Origin of the sequence: Haliovirga abyssi (assembly GCF_030295325.1) — a bacterium.
Lineage (GTDB): Bacteria > Fusobacteriota > Fusobacteriia > Fusobacteriales > Haliovirgaceae > Haliovirga > Haliovirga abyssi.
On record NZ_AP027059.1, the window covers coordinates 502,877 to 521,309 of the forward strand.

General features: G+C 26.6%; 14 protein-coding genes and 1 tRNA gene. 12 read left to right on the plus strand and 3 right to left on the minus strand.

The window, feature by feature from the left end; translation table 11 throughout:
• Positions 1-48: 48 nt before the first annotated feature.
• Complete coding sequence (locus RDY08_RS02225) at positions 49-2,586, minus strand: AMP-binding protein (protein ID WP_307904800.1); 2,538 nt, start codon at positions 2,584-2,586, stop codon at positions 49-51.
• 94 nt (positions 2,587-2,680) lie between these two features.
• Between RDY08_RS02225 and RDY08_RS02230 the strand changes: the two genes are divergently transcribed.
• From RDY08_RS02230 to RDY08_RS02255, 6 genes are all read left to right on the plus strand, one after another.
• Positions 2,681-3,406, plus strand: a complete 726-nt coding sequence (locus tag RDY08_RS02230) for a DUF5610 domain-containing protein (protein ID WP_307904801.1) — start codon at positions 2,681-2,683, stop codon at positions 3,404-3,406.
• A 200-nt stretch (positions 3,407-3,606) separates the two neighbouring features.
• Positions 3,607-3,693, plus strand: a tRNA-Leu gene (locus tag RDY08_RS02235).
• Positions 3,694-4,008: 315 nt separating this feature from the next.
• On the plus strand, positions 4,009-4,590 hold the full coding sequence (locus RDY08_RS02240) for a TetR/AcrR family transcriptional regulator (protein ID WP_307904802.1): 582 nt from the start codon (positions 4,009-4,011) through the stop codon (positions 4,588-4,590).
• Positions 4,591-4,711: 121 nt separating this feature from the next.
• A complete protein-coding gene (locus tag RDY08_RS02245) occupies positions 4,712-5,962 on the plus strand; it encodes a hypothetical protein (protein ID WP_307904803.1) in 1,251 nt (416 codons plus the stop codon).
• A 420-nt stretch (positions 5,963-6,382) separates the two neighbouring features.
• The gene (locus RDY08_RS02250) at positions 6,383-7,108 is read left to right on the plus strand and encodes an ankyrin repeat domain-containing protein (protein WP_307904804.1); all 726 of its coding nucleotides are present in this window, start codon (positions 6,383-6,385) and stop codon (positions 7,106-7,108) included.
• A 39-nt stretch (positions 7,109-7,147) separates the two neighbouring features.
• A complete protein-coding gene (locus tag RDY08_RS02255; protein WP_307904805.1) occupies positions 7,148-8,002 on the plus strand; it encodes a hypothetical protein in 855 nt (284 codons plus the stop codon).
• A 67-nt stretch (positions 8,003-8,069) separates the two neighbouring features.
• Here the strand turns inward: RDY08_RS02255 and queG are convergent, their stop codons facing one another.
• Both queG and trpS read right to left on the minus strand, forming a co-directional pair.
• Positions 8,070-9,068 (minus strand): tRNA epoxyqueuosine(34) reductase QueG, encoded by a 999-nt coding sequence (gene queG / locus RDY08_RS02260; RefSeq protein ID WP_307904806.1) that lies wholly within the window; start codon positions 9,066-9,068, stop codon positions 8,070-8,072.
• 150 nt (positions 9,069-9,218) lie between these two features.
• Positions 9,219-10,196, minus strand: coding sequence for a tryptophan--tRNA ligase (trpS, locus tag RDY08_RS02265; RefSeq protein ID WP_307905435.1), 978 nt, complete (start codon positions 10,194-10,196; stop codon positions 9,219-9,221).
• 196 nt (positions 10,197-10,392) lie between these two features.
• On the opposite strand from trpS, the gene RDY08_RS02270 reads away from it, so the two are divergent.
• The 6 genes from RDY08_RS02270 (at position 10,393) to RDY08_RS02295 (ending at position 18,426) form a co-directional block, all read left to right on the plus strand.
• Positions 10,393-11,685, plus strand: coding sequence for a glucose-1-phosphate adenylyltransferase (locus RDY08_RS02270; protein WP_307904807.1), 1,293 nt, complete (start codon positions 10,393-10,395; stop codon positions 11,683-11,685).
• A 303-nt stretch (positions 11,686-11,988) separates the two neighbouring features.
• Positions 11,989-12,948 carry an ROK family protein gene (locus tag RDY08_RS02275; RefSeq protein WP_307904808.1) on the plus strand — a complete coding sequence of 320 codons (960 nt, stop codon included), beginning with the start codon at positions 11,989-11,991 and terminating at the stop codon, positions 12,946-12,948.
• A gap of 622 nt (positions 12,949-13,570) precedes the next feature.
• Positions 13,571-14,425, plus strand: coding sequence for a TrmB family transcriptional regulator (locus RDY08_RS02280; RefSeq protein WP_307904809.1), 855 nt, complete (start codon positions 13,571-13,573; stop codon positions 14,423-14,425).
• A gap of 100 nt (positions 14,426-14,525) precedes the next feature.
• Positions 14,526-15,605, plus strand: coding sequence for a sugar ABC transporter substrate-binding protein (locus RDY08_RS02285; RefSeq protein ID WP_307904810.1), 1,080 nt, complete (start codon positions 14,526-14,528; stop codon positions 15,603-15,605).
• Positions 15,606-15,767: 162 nt separating this feature from the next.
• A complete protein-coding gene (locus tag RDY08_RS02290) occupies positions 15,768-17,312 on the plus strand; it encodes a sugar ABC transporter ATP-binding protein (protein WP_307904811.1) in 1,545 nt (514 codons plus the stop codon).
• A gap of 1 nt (position 17,313) precedes the next feature.
• Positions 17,314-18,426, plus strand: coding sequence for a sugar ABC transporter permease (locus tag RDY08_RS02295; RefSeq protein ID WP_307904812.1), 1,113 nt, complete (start codon positions 17,314-17,316; stop codon positions 18,424-18,426).
• The last annotated feature ends 7 nt before the right edge of the window (positions 18,427-18,433 follow it).

Here is an 18,433-nt window from a genome sequence, read left to right on the forward strand (position 1 = left end):
GAGAAGAAATTGATTTTAATCAATCTCTTCCTTTTTTTATGCAATTTTTTAATATTTTATTGTTTTTTCTCTTGAAATATTAACAATTTCTTCAATTGTTAAATCTTTAGGATAAACAGTATCAACATAATTAAAACTTATATTTCCAGGTCTAGGTATAATTATTCCTCTTGGATAAGCTTTATATGCACCATCTATTTTAGTTATTACAACTGGAATATCAAGTTCCTTACTTAATATAGCAAAACTTTTTTTATATTCTTTAATAGAGCCATCATTTGTTCTAGTTCCTTCTGGGAAAATAACAACATTTTTACCAGCTTTTAATATTGATGCAAGAGATTGTAAAGTTTCTTTTAATCCTTTATTAACATCAATAGGAATAATATTACTATGATCTTTAAAAAATATCATAAATTTAGATTTAAAATAATTTGATTTAGAGACAAAATATGTATTTTTTAATATTTTATCAGGCAAACTTCCAACTAATATGAAACCATCAAGAAAACTTTGATGATTTGCAATTAAAACAAACTGTTTATCTGTTGGGATATTTTTAATATTTTTATTTTTTAATCTAAAATATAACTTTAATATAGGCATAGAAAGCCATTTCGTTGCAAAAAGTAAAAATGGATTTTTAGGCAAATCATAATTTGGAGTGTTTTTTAATATATTTCCCCAATTTACAGTTGTATTTGTAATTTCTCCCTGTTTCCCTTCTATATATAAATATAATTTTTCAAGTGTAGGGTTATCAAATATTTCATCTTGCTCCATTTTTATTCCAAATGAAGTTTCTATAAATACTTGTAATTCTACTATATCCAATGAATCAAGTCCTAAATCAAGTTCTAAATGATTTTGTGGAAAAGGTTCTATATTTTTGTTTTCTTTTATATATTCTTTTAAAAGTTTATAATATTCAGATTCAGGTTCTTTTATCTCTATATTATCATCTCTTTTTATAAATTTATTTAAAAAGCTTTCAAGCTGAAATCTTCTAATTTTTCCAAGCCTAGTTTTAGGTAGTTCTTCTTGAACAATATCAAATTTCAAAATCTTTTTATAATTTGGAGCATCTTGGTTGTATTTATCTATAATTTTCCATTTTATAGTTTCATTTATATTAGTAACTCCATTCTGTACTAATTTTCCAAAGTCAGGAAAGATAATTGCATGTAAAATATTATTTTTTTCAATTACACCAATTTCTTTTATAAAATCTGATATTTTTAATATCTTTTTTTCTATATCTTCAGGATTTATATTTTTACCATTAGGAAGAACTATCATTTCTTTTTTTCTTCCAGTTATAAAGATAAAGTTTTCTTTATCTATATATCCTAAATCTCCTGTTTTTATCCATCCATCTTCTGTGATTGTATTTTTGGTAGCTTCTGGTTTATTATAATATCCTTTCATAGTATTGTTACCTTTATAATAAATTTCTCCATCAACTATTTTTATAGAGCTTCCAATTACTGGCTGTCCAACAGAACCTATTTTTATGTTATTTCTTCTATTATATGACATTATAGGACAAGTTTCAGTCATTCCATATCCTTCTGTAAGTGGAAATCCAAGGGTATAAAAGTCTTGAGCAACAGTTTTATCAATTTTAGCTCCACCAGAAACCATAATTTTAATATTTCCGCCAAAATTATCATGTACTTTTGAAAAGATTTTTTTTCTAATTTTAATAGAATTTATATTTTTAGCTAAGTTAAACATTGATTTAGCAATAAAGCTTTCATCTATTTTTTTCATAATACTATTATGAAAAAGTTCTAATAAACGAGGAACTCCAATAAATATAGTTACTCTGTTTTTTTGTAATGCTTCTAAAATATCAGTTGAAGCTAGACTTTTAGAAAAAACTATTGTAGCTCCAACATAAATAGGACCTAATAATGTTCCAGCAAGAGGTAGTATATGATGTAAAGGAAGTAGTGCTAAAAAAGTATCTTCTTTTTCAAACATTTTATCTTTTATTAATGAGTTCATTAAAAATTTAAAATTATTAACGGTAAGCATAACACCTTTTGGATCTCCAGTAGTTCCAGAAGTGTATAAAATCATCGCAGTATTATCCAACTTTGGAGTTTTAATATTTATAAAGTTAGATTTTTTTTCTATATTTAATTCATCAACATTTATAATATTTAACTTGTCTTTAAATTTTTCAGCTTTAGCTAAAGAACTGTTTGATACAAAAATAGTTTTGGCATTAGAGTCATTCATAACATATTCTAACTCTTTTTCATTAGAATTAAAATCAACAGGAATAGAAACTCCTTTACAATTCCAGATTGAAAAAAACGAATAAATCCATTCAGGCCTATTTTCCATAAAAATAATAGCTTTTTCATCAGTAGATAATTTTGTTAATTTAGAGTATTCATTAATAAAATTAGTAAGTTCAGAGTAATTAATTTTTAAATCTCCATAAACTATAGCAGTTTTATTATAATCTTTTATAAATTCCATATTTGTTTCCCCTTTCTTAAAAAACATATTTTTTAAAGCAATCATTATATTATACACAAAAAACAAAATATTTTCTACAATTACATTTTTCACAATATAATTTTTCCTGAATATGGTTATATAATATGAATAAAAGACGATAATTAAATTAGAACTGTATTTAAAAATACACAAGGGGGAGATTGAGATGTCAAATATCAACAGTCTTAATTCAACACAAATTGATACTTTGTTAAAATCAACAGAGTTAAAAGGAGGTGATAAGAGTAGTAATAATGAAAAAGAAGATATATCAAATTTTACAAAAAAAGATTTTTTAGATATTTCTAATCAAATTGATATAATAAATCAGCAAAATAGTAAAGTGAATAAAAAATATAGTGATTTAGAGAAAAAATTAGGAATAGATTCAAATAAATGGGGAGTAGATGCAGTATCAGATGATATTTTTAATTTTGCAAAAATAGTATATGATAAATATAAAATAAACCACAGTGAAGAAGAAAGTCAAAAAGTTTTGGACGATTTTTATAATTTAGCTAAAAAATCAATTACACAAGGGTATAATGAAGCAAAAGATTTTTTAGGTGCAGTATCAGAAGATGTAGCAGCATTAGGAAAAGCTACATATGATAGAACAATAGAAAAACTTGACAATTGGTATAAAAATGGTGGAGTTGAAAGTACAGATAAAACAGAAGAAAACAAAACAGAAAATTCAGAAACTAATAAAATTAAAAATAAAAACACAGAAGAAACTAAAAAAACATATGAAGATTATGACAAGAAAACAAAACAAATGTTAAAGGAATCAGAAATAATAAAAAATCAAGTTGTAGAATTATTGAAACAGAGTGGATTATATGCAAAAGAGACAGAAACAAAAAAATCTACTATAGATTATGAAGGATAATATTAATAAAAAATAATATTCCCATTTTCTTCTAAAAGGCTCAAGGTTCTTTTATGAAAATCATATAAAAAATTATGCCAAATGTATGCAATGTTTTAAGCAGTTTTATAACAAAATATGATAACATTATTTTTTAAACGTTCCTAAATAAAAAAATTAGCTTGACACTTAAATAAAGTTGTGATAAAATATTCTCCAACGCCGAGGTGGTGAAATTGGTAGACGCACTGGACTCAAAATCCAGCGGGGGTGACCTCGTGCGGGTTCAAGTCCCGCTCTCGGCACCATAAAAGAGATTAAAAATTGTATAGTATAAAAAGAGATACCTTAAGGTATCTCTTTTTATGTTAGAATAGGAAAAGTATAAATTTATTATTGTGACTATATTTGAGTTATAATAGTTGAACACTATCTTTTTTTATAAATTTAATTGGAAGTTTTTTTTAGATGTGATATAATTGAGTAGTAAAGAAAAAATGATAATTGACACTAGGGAAAAAATATTTATGTTTCATAAGCTAAACCGTATCTTATTTTTTTATTATAAAAAAGATTAAAAAAATTTTAAAATGTAATTAATATTTTATGAAAAGGGGTTATAGATGGCAGAGGGAAAAAGAGAATTAATAATGGATATAGCAGAAGAGATATTGATTAAAGCAAATTATAAAAGTATGACTACTTTACAAATAGCTAAAATTGGAAAGATTTCAGAAGCGACTTTATATAAATACTTTAAAGGGAAAAAATATATTTTTTTATCTGTATTAGAGAGATTTTATGATAATATATATAATAATTTTTTTGAAGGTGTAAATAGTGGGAATACAATTTCTAAAAATTTTTATTTTATAGGAGAAAATTTATATAACATGTTGAAAAATGAGAATATGTCATATAAGATCGTATATAAAGCATACTCTGAAATAGATGATGAAAAAATAAAAGAAGTTTTGAAAAGAATATTCAATGAGATATTATCTGGTATAAGAGAAGTTATTAATTGGGGAATCGAAAAGCATGAGATAGACATTAAAGAGATTGATGCAGAAATATTAGCAATGTCAATGTGGGGAGTAATAGATAGTATATTAAGAAAGCATATAGTAGATGATGAATGCGACATGGAAAGCGATTACTTTTTAAATTTAGGAGCTATCTTTTTTAATCTTTTGATAAAATAATTTTTTGGAAACGACTTAAAAATAATAAGAAATAACAAAAGAACGTTTAAAAAATAATATTCTAAAATAGGCAAGGTGTTTTTTTTTAATTTTTTTAAATAAAATATGGAGGTTTTGTAATATGAAAAAAATTAATTTATTAGTAATAGTAATTTTGTTGGTGATAGTTGGTGGATGTTTTAGTAGTGAAAATATTAATATTAATGATGGAACGATAACGTTAAATGAAAAAATAGAAGTTGCAAAAGAAGAAGTAGAATTAAAGATAGAAGGAATAGTAGAAGGTAAATATTATATAGAAACAATAGGAGATGTGTACTGTAATATTTATAATGAAACGGGGGAAGAAATTTCTGGTTTAAATTTAATGAATACATTAAAATCCGGATATTATATAAAAACTCATAATTCGGGAACAATAGAAATAAAATCAAAAGAGTATGTGCCATTAATAGAATTAAATGAAATAAAAACAGTATCAGGAAACAAATTATTTAAAATAAGAGAAGGCGTATCAGAAGACCAATATTATATAGAAACGACGAAAGATGTATGTTATGGAATATATGATGAATCTGGGGATAGAGTTGATTTTAATTTAATGGATAAATTAAAACCTGGCTATTACATAAAAACTTATAATTCAGGAACAATAGAAATAAAATCCAAAGATTATACACCATTAATAGGATTAAATGAAATAAAAACAGTATCAGGAGACAAATTATTTAAAATAAGTGAAGGTATATCAGAGGGCCAATATTATATAGAAACGACGAAAGATGTGATTTATGGAATATATGATGAATCTGGAAATAGAGTTGATTCTAATTTAATGGATAAATTAAAATCTGGCTATTACATAAAAATTTATAATTCAGGAACAATAGAAATAAAATCCAAAGATTATACACCATTAATAGGATTAAATGAAATAAAAACAGTATCAGGAAAAAAATCATTTAAAATAAGAGAAGGCGTATCAGAGGAGCAATATTATATAGAAACGACGAAAGATGTAGGTTATGAAATATATGATGAATCTGGGGATAGAGTTGATTCTAATTTAATGGATAAATTAAAATCTGGCTATTACATAAAAACTTATAATTCAGGAACAATAGAAATAAAATCCAAAGAGTATACACCATTAATAGGATTAAATGAAATAAAAACAGTATCAGGAAAAAAATCATTTAAAATAAGAGAAGGCGTATCAGAGGAGCAATATTATATAGAAACGACGAAAGATGTATTTTATGAAATATATGACGAATCTGGAAATAGAGTTGAGTCAGCAATGAATATATTAAAATCTGGCTATTACATAAAAACTTATAATTCAGGAACAATAGAAATAAAAGAGAGATAAAAATTTATTTTTCACCTCAATTTAAGCAAACCTATATTAAATCAAAATTGAGTTATAAAAAGTTATGACTTTTTATAACTCAATGGCTATTCTTTAAACTTAATTGTAAAATAATTTTATAAAAAGTATTGACTTTTAATCAAAAATGTAGTAATACTTATATTAGAAAAAGGGAATAAAAAAATTCCCTTTTAAATTTTAAAGATGTTGCCCCAAAATGGAAATCAAATTTAGTTTTGGAACAATATTTTTTTAAAGTTTTGTGTTCTGAAATTAAATTCAAATTCAAAAATGGAATAAAAAAGAAGCGGGGGGTGCTTAAAATGAAAAATGAAGAGAAAGAAGTTACAAATGAGAATGAAGAGGATATTTTATATTTATTACAACTATTTGAAGCGTATTGCTAAGGGGGAGAGAAAAATGAAAAAAGTAATAATTGGATTGCTAATGGTATTTTTTCTAGTAGTGGAGACTTTTGCTGCAACTGGTGAATCTTACTTAAATAAATATATGATGATGGCTGTAAAAAAAGGAGATATTGCAACAATTAGATTATTGAAAGAAAAAGGCGCTAATCTGAATATAAAAGATAGAAAAGGGAATTCTTTGCTAATGCTTTCTATATATTTAGGGTATGATGATATTTTTGAATATTTAGTAAAAAACGGAGCAAATTATTTATTAACAGATAATAGTGGAAGAAGTCCATTAATACTTTCTATATATTTAGACAGAGGAAACATGATTAATTATATGCTTGATAGTGGACTATTAGAAGGATTAAATATAAAAGATATAAGTGGAAAAACAGCATTAATGATTGCAGTTGCAAAAGGAGATAAAAAATTAGTAACTAAACTATTGAAACTTGGAGCAAATCCTAATGAAAAAGATAAATTAGGGAGAACGCCTCTTGCAGAAGCAATGGATTTAAATCTTCCAGAAATAACTAAAATTTTATTAGAAAATCAAGGAAAAGCAAATCATTCTATAGACAAAGAGAGAGACTTGCTTAGATATGCAACTTTTTCTGGAGATGCTGGTATAATAAGAAATATGCTTGCGGAAAAAAGAGAAACTACAGAGTCAGATAGTAAATATGCAATAGTAATAATAGAAAGAAATATATTTTTGAAAAAATATTAAGGAGTGTCTTAAAAAAATTATAAGTGGGGGTGTAATATAATGAAGAAAAATTCGATTAATTTAATCGTGATAATATGTATATTTGTAATTATTAACTTAGTGATTTATCCTGTGGATACCCCTAAAAAAATTAAATCGATAGAAAAATATAAAGTTATAAATGGAGAAAATATTCGAAAAGAGATAGATGACTATTTAGAAAAAGCATTTAAAGATATAGAAGGAGAATATAAAAAAATAGATGAATTAAAATTAGAAACTGAAAATTATTTAGAAAAAGCTAAACAGGATGCCCAAAATGCTAGAAGAGAAAGGCAATTAGCTGAAAAAGAGAGAATAAGTTTACAGGAAGAGAGAAAAAAAGCTGAAGAAGAGAGAATTAAAGCTGAAGAAGAGAGGCTCAAAGCAGAAAGAGAAAGAATAAAAATTGAAGAAGAAAAAAGAATGTTTGATGTGCGAAAGAAAGAAAATATTATCTATGAATATAATGATTATAAAATGCAAAAATATATTAATAAAATAATATCAAGAATGGTTACAAATCCTAACATTATAAAAGATGTTATAAAATATTTTGAAGAAGGAAAAATTGTTGAAAGTGAAGCAAAAGTAATAGTTTTAAATAAATTAAAAGAAATTTTAAAAGAGAATAGGGGAAAAGAAATTAATCCAAAAGCTGAAAGAGAATATCAAAGTTATTTGCAATGGAAAACAGTTAAAAATAATTTGATAAATATAATTGAAAGAAAAGATTTTGATATTAAAAAATTAAAAGATGCTATAAATTATATAAAAAATGATGTAGATGTTGAATATAAAAAAAATATAGAAAATATAATGGAAGAAGAGCTAAAACAGTTAAAAATTGAAAAAAATATTGGAGAGAAAAAATAATAAATTTAGTGTGGGAATTAATAAAAAAAGAAAGGTGCTTAAATTTAAGCACCTTTCTTTTTTAACTTTATATTGTCCTATTTAATTTTTCTAAACTAATTTTAGCATATTTTAAAAGTATCTCATTATTATTAGATTTAATAAATTTTTCTAATAAATCTATATATTTTTTATTATTAGAGTTTCCAATTATAATAAGTGCATTTCTTTTTAAAGTATTAGCTCCAGTCCAACCAATTGGAGTGTTAGAATAAAATTTTTTCAATTTTTTATTGGACATGAATAAAATTTTCTCAATAGAAATATATAAATTATTTAAAATTTTAAACTCTTTTATTGGAGAAGAAGATATATTTTTATTCATAGGACATACATCTTGGCAGATATCGCATCCCCAATAATTATTATAAATCAATTCAGGCGAAATATTATTTTTAGTAGTTGTTAGATATGCAATACATTTTGTAGCCTCAAGTTTAAAATCGCCTAAAATAGCAGAATTAGGACAACTAGTTTTGCATAAATTACATTTATTACAGAGTAAATTAAATTCTTCAGATAATTCAGTAGGCGCTAATTCTAAATCAGTTAAAATTTCTCCTAAAAAGATAAAAGAACCATATTTTTTTGTATATATTAAAGAATTTTTTCCATAAAGTCCAATTCCGCTATTTTTCGCTATCTCTTTTTCAAAAAGTGGATTTGAGTCTACATATATTTCAAATTTATTATTAGGATATATATTTTTTAATTCAATTATTATTTTTTCTAAAATATTATTTGCAACATGATGATAGTCTAATCTTAAAGCATATTTTGATATTTTATATTCTTTGTATTCTGGAATATTTCCATTGTTATATGGAAATGCAATTGAAATAATAGATTTGATATTTGGAAAAATATTATTTAAATTAGATCTTTTGTTAAAATCTTTTTCATCAAATTCAACAATATGATTATCAGCTAATTTTGAATTAAAAATATTTTTTAAATATGAAAAGTCAGTTATATTTGTTATTCCATATACGTCTATATTATAATTTGATAAAATTTTATTTAACATAACGATTACCTCTAAATTTTAAATTCCCCATCATCATTAAAAAAATTTAAAATGATAATGGGGTTCATATTTTATTTTGATTTTTTCAAATCATTTCTAAATCATTGTGTATTTTAAAACAAAATCGGAAGGTTATTTTTAAGCCGTTTCTTAGTAAATATTTCCAACTAATCCGACAGCTTTTTTTACTTCTATAATTTTTTCTGTTGCAACACTACGAGCTTTTTCAGCACCATCTTTTAAAACTTTTTTTACATAATCCATATTATTAACTAATTCTTCTCTTCTTTCTCTATATGGTTTAAAATATTCTAAAATTATTTCTAAAAGTTCTTTTTTAGCATGACCATATCCATAATTTCCACCTAAATATTTTCGTCTCATCTCTTCAAGTTGAGTTTCTGTTGCAAACAATTTATATAAAGCAAAAACATTACAGATGTCAGGATTTTTAGGTTCTTCTAATGGAGTGCTGTCAGTTACTATTTTCATAATTTGCTTTTTCAAAGATTTTTTAGGAGCAAACATCTCTATTGTATTGTTATAACTTTTTGACATTTTTTGCCCATCTATTCCAGGAACGACAGCCATTGTATCTTTTATTAATTCTTTTGGAAGCTTGAAAATATCCCCATAAATACTATTAAATTTAATTGCAATATCTCTTGCCATCTCCACATGTTGCTTTTGATCTTTCCCAACAGGTACTATATCAGAATTATAAATTAAAATATCAGAAGCCATTAATATAGGGTAAGTAAATAGCCCGTGATTTGCAGCAATTCCTTTTGCTACTTTATCTTTATAAGAATGAGCTCTTTCTAAAAGTGCTATTGGAGTTACATTACTTAAAATCCAAGTTAATTCTGTAACCTCTGGTACATCTGATTGTAAAAATAGTGTAGATTTTTCTGGATCAAGTCCAAAAGCTAAATAATCTAAGACTACATCATATGTGTTTTTAGTTAATTGTGCTGGACTTGGATGAGATGTAAGCGCATGGTAATCAGCAATAAAATAAAATCCATCATATTTAGATTGAAAATCAATAAATTGTTTGATTGCACCAAAGTAATTGCCTATATGTAAAGTCCCACTTGGTTGAATTCCTGATAAACTTCTCATAATTAAATCCTCCTAATTGTTATATTTTTTACTCTAATTATTATTGTGATTTATTTTAACATTTTAAATAAAAATTTTCAATAAATAAAAAGGAAAATAAAAATTTTATTGTATAATATATTGTAAAAAATGAAAAATTAGTATAATATATGTAATGAAATACGAAAATGGGAAAAATGAAGACAAATAGGGGGGCTTTATGGGGAAAAAGACAGTAGCTTTAATTTTAGCAGGTGGAGCAGGAACTAGGTTGGATATTTTATCAAAGCATAGAGCAAAGCCGGCAGTACCATTTGGTGGAAAATATAGGATAATAGATTTTGCTTTAAGCAATTGTGTGAATTCTGGGATTTATACAGTTGGAATTTTAACACAATATTTGCCTAGATCATTAAGCGAACATATTGGAATAGGTAGACCATGGGATTTGGATAGGTCATTTGGCGGAGTAACTTTATTACCACCATATCAAAGATCAGAAGGGGATTGGTACAATGGTACAGCTAATTCGGTATACCAAAATTTAAATTATGTAATGGATCATAAAAGTAAAAATACTTTAATTCTAGCAGGAGACCATATTTACAAAATGAATTATCAAAAAATGATTCGTAATCATGAAAAAACAGGTGCTGATTTAACAGTTGCAGTAAAGGAAGTTCCAATGGAAAATACGAGTCAATTTGGTATATTAGAGGTTGATTCGGAAAATAAAATTATAGAATTTCAAGAAAAACCAAAAGAAGCAAAAAGTAATTTAGCTTCTATGGGAATATATATATTTAAAACAGAATTATTAAAAGAGTTATTATTGAAATATTGTGGTCCAAATGGTGGAGAAGATTTTGGAAAACATATAATACCTAAAATGATAGGAGAATATAAGGTTTTTGCATATAAATTTAAAGGATATTGGAGAGATGTTGGAACAATAGAAGAATATTGGAAAGCTAATATAGAACTTGTAAGTGATTATCCGCCAGTAGATTTATATGAGGAAGATTTTAAAATTCATACAAAAAGTGAAGAGTTGCCACCAGTTAAATTTGGAAAAGAAGGTTCAGCAGTAAGAAGTCTTATATCGAATGGGTGTAGAATTAATGGGAAAGTAGAAAATAGTGTAATATCTCCAGGAGTTGTTGTGGAAAAAGGAGCTGTTGTAAGAAATTCTATTATTTTTAATGGAACAATAATAAATAAAGATACTATAATAGATAGAAGTATAATAGATAAAAAAGTTGTTATTGGAAAAAATTGTAGAATAGGGATAGGAACGGATTATACTCCAAATAAAGAAATTTCGGAAAAACTTTATAGTGGAATAAATTTAATAGGAAAATTTGCTTGTGTTCCTGACTCTACATATATAGAAAGAAATTGTAGGATTATGTCAAGAGTAGAAGAGAGTGAATACAAATCTAATAGAGTAAGAAGTGGTGGGAATATTCATTCTGAAAAAGAAGGTGGGATTTTTGATATGTTTTTGATATAAGATGAAGCATAGCTCATTTTTTATTTGTTAGGAGAGTATAAATTTGTCCAGAAAATAAGCTACGCCATTTTTTTGAAATATGAGATTTTTCAAGGCAAAATTTTTCAGAAGCCAAAAATTTAGAAAAATATTTATACTCTACCAGATTAAAGCGTAGCTTATTTTTTTATATATGAAGAGAGAATAATTTATAATTGGAAATGAAAAAATAGTCGATGAATAAAAATAGTTGATATAAATTTTGAAATTGTATATAATAATTTTGAGATATTAAAAAACTAAAATATGGAGGTATAAAAAAATATGTTAAAGTATGTTGTAGGAATTGATGTGGGTGGAACAAATATAAAAGCTGGAATATTAAAAAATAATGGAGAAATATTAAAGACTTATTCTATTAAGACAGAAGCTTTTAATGGTGCAGAGGATGTTTTGAATAGAATAAAAAATCTTGTGGAGAAAATGTTAGATGAAAATAATGTTTATAAAGCAGATGTTTTGGGAATAGGGATGGGAATACCTGGTCCAGTAAATACTGATACAGGTGTTGTTAATTTTTGTGCAAATATGGTTGGATGGGAAAATTTTCCAGCAGCAGAAAAATTGGAAAAATTAACAGGATTAAAAGTAAAAGTTGGAAATGATGTAAACGTAATAACACTTGGAGAAGATTGGCTTGGTGCTGCAAAAGGGTATAAAAATGTATTAGGAATAACATTAGGGACAGGAATAGGTGGAGGAATAATTTTAAATGGACACCTTATATCAGGGACAAATGGAGCAGCAGGAGAAATTGGACATATGAAAGTAATTGAAGATGGAAAGCTTTGTGGTTGTGGACAAAAAGGATGTTGGGAAGCTTACGCATCTGCAACAGGATTAGAAAGAGAAGCAGTATCAAGATTAAGAGTGAATAGAGATACTTTAATTTGGGAAGTTGTAAATGGAAATTTTTCAAAAGTAAATGCAAAAGTTATATTTGATGCTGCTAAGAAAGGCGATAAGTTTGCACTTGATTTAGTTGACTATGAAGTTAAATATTTATCTATAGGATTGTCTAATCTTATAAATATACTTAATCCTGAAATAGTTGTAATAGGCGGCGGAGTTAGTTTAGCAGGAGATATATTATTTAACAAATTAAACAAAGCTTTAGAAAAAGATACGTTAAAAGTATCATTAGATGCTGTGAAAATAGTACCAGCAAAACTTGGAAATAGTGCAGGCCTTGTAGGAGCAGCTGCATTAATTGTTTTGGGATAAATTTTTTTAAATATATAGTAATATTAAGAAAAGACGAGAATTTAATTTTATTCTCGTCTTTTTCTAATTTAGTGGTAAAGCATAAATTTATTCAGAAAATAAGCTATGCTGTTTTGTTAATTGTACTTTTCATAAACTTATAAGACTATATTTTATATTACCTATTGTTTCACCTGTAAGGGCAATTCACGAATTGCCCATCTTTACAATCTGGAGCTTTATTTTTAATCTTAATACAAGAGATTTCTTTTAACTTTTAACTTTTAACTTTGAACAGCCCTGTTTACTAAAATCCCTGAAAAAAACTATAATGTTTTTTTGAAATGTACAATTTTTCGAGACAAAATTTTCTTAAAATCCAAGAATTTAGAAAATATTTATAATTTGTAAAACGAAATATATCTTTTTTTTAAATGTTTTTGCAAAAAAACAATTAAAAAAAGATATAAAATAGGATAAAAAATTACCATTTATATATTTTTTTAAAGCTGGAGCCTATATTTTTCAATACTTGGCTGATAATGTGTCTAATAATGGTAAAAAAATACTCAATAAGTGTTGACAAAACGAATTCTATGTTGTATAATCTATAACAACAAGAAGTTAGTTAGGAGAGATAACAATGGAGAAGGTTGTTGATGAACTACAAAAATTTAATTTATCAAAAATAGAAGCGACAGTGTATTTAACACTTGTTAGGTATTCTGGTTTGAACGGTTCTCAAATTTCAAAACTATTAAATGCGAATAGAGGTTCTGTATATTCAGCATTAAATAGTTTATATGATAAGGGTGCTGTTTATTTAATGCCAGGAGAAAAAAAAGTATATAAAGCTAAAAAACCTGAAATTTTTATTGAAAACTTAAAAAATAAATATATAGAAGATTATAAAAATTCTGCGGAAGTGTTAAAAGATGAGTTTTCAAAATTTGAATCAGTAAAAACGCAAGAACAAGAGTATTGGAATATAAAAGGGCAGAATAATTTTATATTAAAAGCAAAAGAGCTATTATTTTCTGCTCAAGAAGAGATCTATATAAATACTAACTATAATTTAAGAGCTTTTAGTGAAGAGTTTAAGGAATTGAATTCTAGAGGAGTAAAAATAATTATGTTTTCTCCAGAAAAAATTGAGACAGAGTTTAAATTTATAGAGCTTTATTCGTTAGGACAAGAACCAGATGTAATAAATAAAAAAATGATGTTAGTTGTAGATGATAGCGTGGCTTTGATTATGAGTGGGAAGGCTACTGGAGAATTTATAGGAACTTTTACAAGTAATAAATATTTGGTAGAAATAGTTTCGGAGCATATTCACTATGATATATATATGTTGAAAATTGGTCAAAAATTTGGCTCTAGTTTATTTAAAGATATCAAATTGAAGACGCACCATGAAGAAAATTTTATAAATAAAATAATAGATGGTGTTAAGAATGCGGAAAAAAATAAAAAAAAATTAAAACTTAAAAAATAAATTTTGGAATCTATTTTAAGAAGGGAGTGGTGTTATAAGAAGAAGATATTTTTTACCATAGTATCAAAGTTTACATACAAAAAAAGAGGAGGTAGAAAGGATGAAAAAAAGTATTTTAATGGGAGTATTGGCAGTTTTTTTGATTGGTGTATTTGGAGTAGAGGCTCAAGGTGGAGTATTTGATTTCTTATTTAAAAAGAAAGCAAATAATGGTGCTGTAAAAATAGGATTTTTATTAAAAACAATGCAAGAAGAAAGATATCAAAAAGATAAAAGGTACTTTATAGAAAAAATAAAAGCATTAGATCCAAAAGTAGAAGTAGTATTTGATTCAGCAAATAATGATGAACAAGCACAAATGGCAAAATTTGAAAATATGCTTGCAAAAGGTGTTAAAGTTATAGTATTACAACCAGTTAATACAGGTACAGCAGGAAATATGGTTAAAAAAGCACATGAAGAGGGAGTAAAAGTAGTAGGATATGATTCTATGCTTGTAAATGGACCTTTAGATGTTCATATTACACAAGATAGTTGGGCTGTTGGTAAATTACAAGGTGAAGCAATGGTTGAATGGTTAAAAGCTAAAAAAGGATCAGTAACAGGAAATGTAGCATTAATTATGGGACAACCTGGAGATTCTAATGCAGCAGCAATGAGTTCAGGAGCATTAACAATAATAAACGAAAATCCTGGATTAAAATTAGTTGCAAAACAATCACATGAAGGATGGGCTCCAGATAAAGCAATGGCTACTGCAGAAAATGTATTGGCAAAATATAATAATAATGTAGATGCTTTTATTTGTAACAATAGTGGAATGGCAAGAGGAGTAATAGCAGCATTAAAAGCTCAAGGATTAGCAGATGCTTCAAAAGTATTTGTAGCAGGTTCTGATGCGGATCTTCCAAACCTTAGATATGTGGCTCAAGGTGTACAAGCAGTAGAAATATTTAAAGCAGTAAAACCTTTGGCAGAAACAGCAGCTGAAGTTGCATATAAATTAGCAATGAATCCTAAAGGTAGTGTAGAATCTACTATTAAATATGATAAAAAAATAAACAATGGATATATGGATGTTCCTGTAATAGTAACTCCAGTATACAGAATAACAAAAGATAACTTAGATGTAGTAGAAAAATCAGGATTTCACACTCATGCTGAAATCTTTGGAAAATAAGATATAAAAAAGTAAAAAAAATGTCCTGTTGTCAACTATTTGGCAACAGGATAATTTAAAACTTGTGCAATATAAATCAAGACATAAGATTCGAACTATAAAACAGATGTTTTGTATTGCAAAGGTAATAAATTATAAAAAACTAAAAAAGAAGGTGAGAATGTGTCTGAAGTAGTGTTACAAATGAAAAATATCATTAAAGATTTTCCAGGAGTAAGAGCATTAGATAAAGTTAATTTTGAGGCAAGTAAAGGCGAAGTTTTAGTGCTAGCAGGAGAAAATGGTGCAGGAAAATCTACACTTATGAAAGTTCTTAGTGGAGTATGGGCATATCCTAGTTACGAAGGGGATATTTATCTAAAAGGTCAATTAGTAAGATTTAAAAACACGAAAGAGGCTGAAGCAGCTGGAGTGGCTATAATTCATCAAGAATTAAATCTTATTCAAGATTTAACAGTTGCGGAAAATGTTTTTTTAGGAAGGCAACCAGGTAAATTTGGAACAGTTAATTGGAATGAAGTAAACTCTAGAGCTGAAGAAATTTTAGAGAGATTAAATATTAAAGGAATTAAAGCATCAGATAAAGTTGGGTCTTTGACTGTAGGACAACAACAAATGGTTGAAATTGCCAAAGCTTTATCAATTAATGCTGAAGTTTTGGTATTTGATGAACCTACATCAGCACTTACAACAAGAGAAACAAAAGAGCTATTTAGAGTTATAAATGATCTAAAAAAACGAGATGTATGTATGATATATATTTCTCATAAAATGGATGAATTTGAAATTGTAGGAGATAGAGTTCAAGTATTAAGGGATGGGCAAACAATAGGTGAAGCTACTAAAATAAAAGATACAACTTTGGATGAGATAATAACAAAAATGGTTGGAAGAGACATAAAAGATATGTTCCCAAAAGTTGAATCTAAGATAGGAGGCAAAGTTTTAGAAGTTAAAAACTACGATGTTGATCATACATATTTACCAGGAGAGAAAAAAGTAAAAAATGCTAATTTCGAAGTACATGCAGGAGAAGTAGTTGGAATGGCAGGGCTTATGGGAGCTGGTAGAACAGAATTAGTAACAGCAATATTTGGTGGAACTCCAGAATTAGGTAGAGGTGAAGTATATTTAGATGGGAAAAAATTAAATATAAAATCACCAAAAGATGCTATAGAAGCAGGAATTGCTCTTGTTACGGAAGATAGAAAATTATTTGGATTATTTCTTGATAAAGATATAATGTTTAATACTACAACTTCTTCTAGGACATTAGGTAATATTTCAAATTCTTTAGGTATGATAAATTTTTTAGAAGCAAGAAAAATAACAGAGAAATATGTAAAAGAAATAAATGTTAAGACACCAGGAATAGATGTTCCTATTAGTAACTTAAGCGGAGGAAATCAACAAAAAGTTATAATTGGGAAATGGCTTGCAACAAAGCCTAAAGTTTTAATACTAGATGAGCCAACAAGAGGGATAGATGTAGGAGCTAAAGTTGAAATATATAAACTTATAAATAAGCTAGCAGCAGAAGGAGTAGCAATTATAATGATATCTTCTGAATTGCCAGAAGTAATGGGGATGAGTGATAGAATTTTGGTAATGACAGAAGGAGAGATAGTTGCAAATATAAAAAGAGAAGAAGTAACAAAAGAAAAAGTAATGGCTTATGCTACAGGAAATTTTAGAGAGGAGATGTGAGATGAAAAAATTTTTAAAAAGTAATGCAACTTTAATAGCTTTGTTAGTGATGTGGGTGATTTTAGCAGGAATATCAGATGTATTTTTTACACCAAGAAATTTAAGTAACTTGACACTACAAGTAACAACTATAGGGATAATAGCAGTTGGGATGACAATGGTAATATTATTAGGAGGTATTGATTTATCGGTTGGATCTTTAGTTGGATTATCAGCGATAATAGTTACCTTATTAATGCATCATGGAGTTAATGTATGGTTAGCAATAATAATTGATATTTTAATAGTTGGAGTATTAGTAGGGCTTTGGAATGGATTTTGGATTGCAAAATATAAAATGCCGCCATTTATAGTAACACTTGCCATGATGACAGTAGCAAGAGGAACTGCAATGGTGTTATCAAATGGAAGTTCTGTACCAGTAACTGATTCAGTTTTTCCATTAATTGGAGGAGCATTTATTTCAAAATCTTTATCAAGTATTTTATTATTAATAGGAGTAGTGTTTGCAATATATGGGATTATGAATGGTGTTAAGCAAAAAAAGAAATACAATATAAAGGTTAATAATGGAGAAATTATATATAATATAGTTTTAACAATATTAGGATTTGGATTTGCATTTATGGTATTTGAGGGATATAAAGGTATACCTTTTGCAGTTGCGATATTTATAGCAGTAGTCTTTGCAGGAGTGTTTATATTAAGAAAAACAAAATTTGGAAGAAATATTTATGCTACTGGTGGAAATGAAGAAGCTGCTAGATTATCAGGAATTAATATATTTGGAGTTAATTTAAGTGTATATACATTAATAGCTATACTATCAGCTATATCAGGAATAATATTAGCTTCTAGACTTAATGGAGCATCTCCAAATTTGGGAACTATGTTTGAGCTAGATGCCATAGCATCAGTTGCAATTGGAGGTACAAGTTTAAGTGGTGGTTCTGGAACAATTACAGGAACAATAATAGGAACACTTATAATAGGAACATTAAATAATGGAATGAGTTTAATGGGAATAAGTTCATTTTATCAATTAATTGTAAAAGGATTAATAATCTTATTAGCAGTTTGGTTTGATGTAGCAAGTAAAAAGAAAAAAGCGTAAATTTTAA

Bases quoted from the DNA above. Each gene is read 5' to 3' on its own strand.
- RDY08_RS02230 (WP_307904801.1), top strand. From the start codon at position 2,681: ATGTCAAATATCAACAGTCTTAATTCAACACAAATTGATACTTTGTTA.
- RDY08_RS02240 (WP_307904802.1), top strand. From the start codon at position 4,009: ATGGCAGAGGGAAAAAGAGAATTAATAATGGATATAGCAGAAGAGATA.
- RDY08_RS02245 (WP_307904803.1), top strand. From the start codon at position 4,712: ATGAAAAAAATTAATTTATTAGTAATAGTAATTTTGTTGGTGATAGTT.
- RDY08_RS02250 (WP_307904804.1), top strand. From the start codon at position 6,383: ATGAAAAAAGTAATAATTGGATTGCTAATGGTATTTTTTCTAGTAGTG.
- RDY08_RS02255 (WP_307904805.1), top strand. From the start codon at position 7,148: ATGAAGAAAAATTCGATTAATTTAATCGTGATAATATGTATATTTGTA.
- queG (WP_307904806.1), bottom strand. From the start codon at position 9,068: ATGTTAAATAAAATTTTATCAAATTATAATATAGACGTATATGGAATA.
- RDY08_RS02270 (WP_307904807.1), top strand. From the start codon at position 10,393: ATGGGGAAAAAGACAGTAGCTTTAATTTTAGCAGGTGGAGCAGGAACT.
- RDY08_RS02275 (WP_307904808.1), top strand. From the start codon at position 11,989: ATGTTAAAGTATGTTGTAGGAATTGATGTGGGTGGAACAAATATAAAA.
- RDY08_RS02280 (WP_307904809.1), top strand. From the start codon at position 13,571: ATGGAGAAGGTTGTTGATGAACTACAAAAATTTAATTTATCAAAAATA.
- RDY08_RS02285 (WP_307904810.1), top strand. From the start codon at position 14,526: ATGAAAAAAAGTATTTTAATGGGAGTATTGGCAGTTTTTTTGATTGGT.
- RDY08_RS02295 (WP_307904812.1), top strand. From the start codon at position 17,314: ATGAAAAAATTTTTAAAAAGTAATGCAACTTTAATAGCTTTGTTAGTG.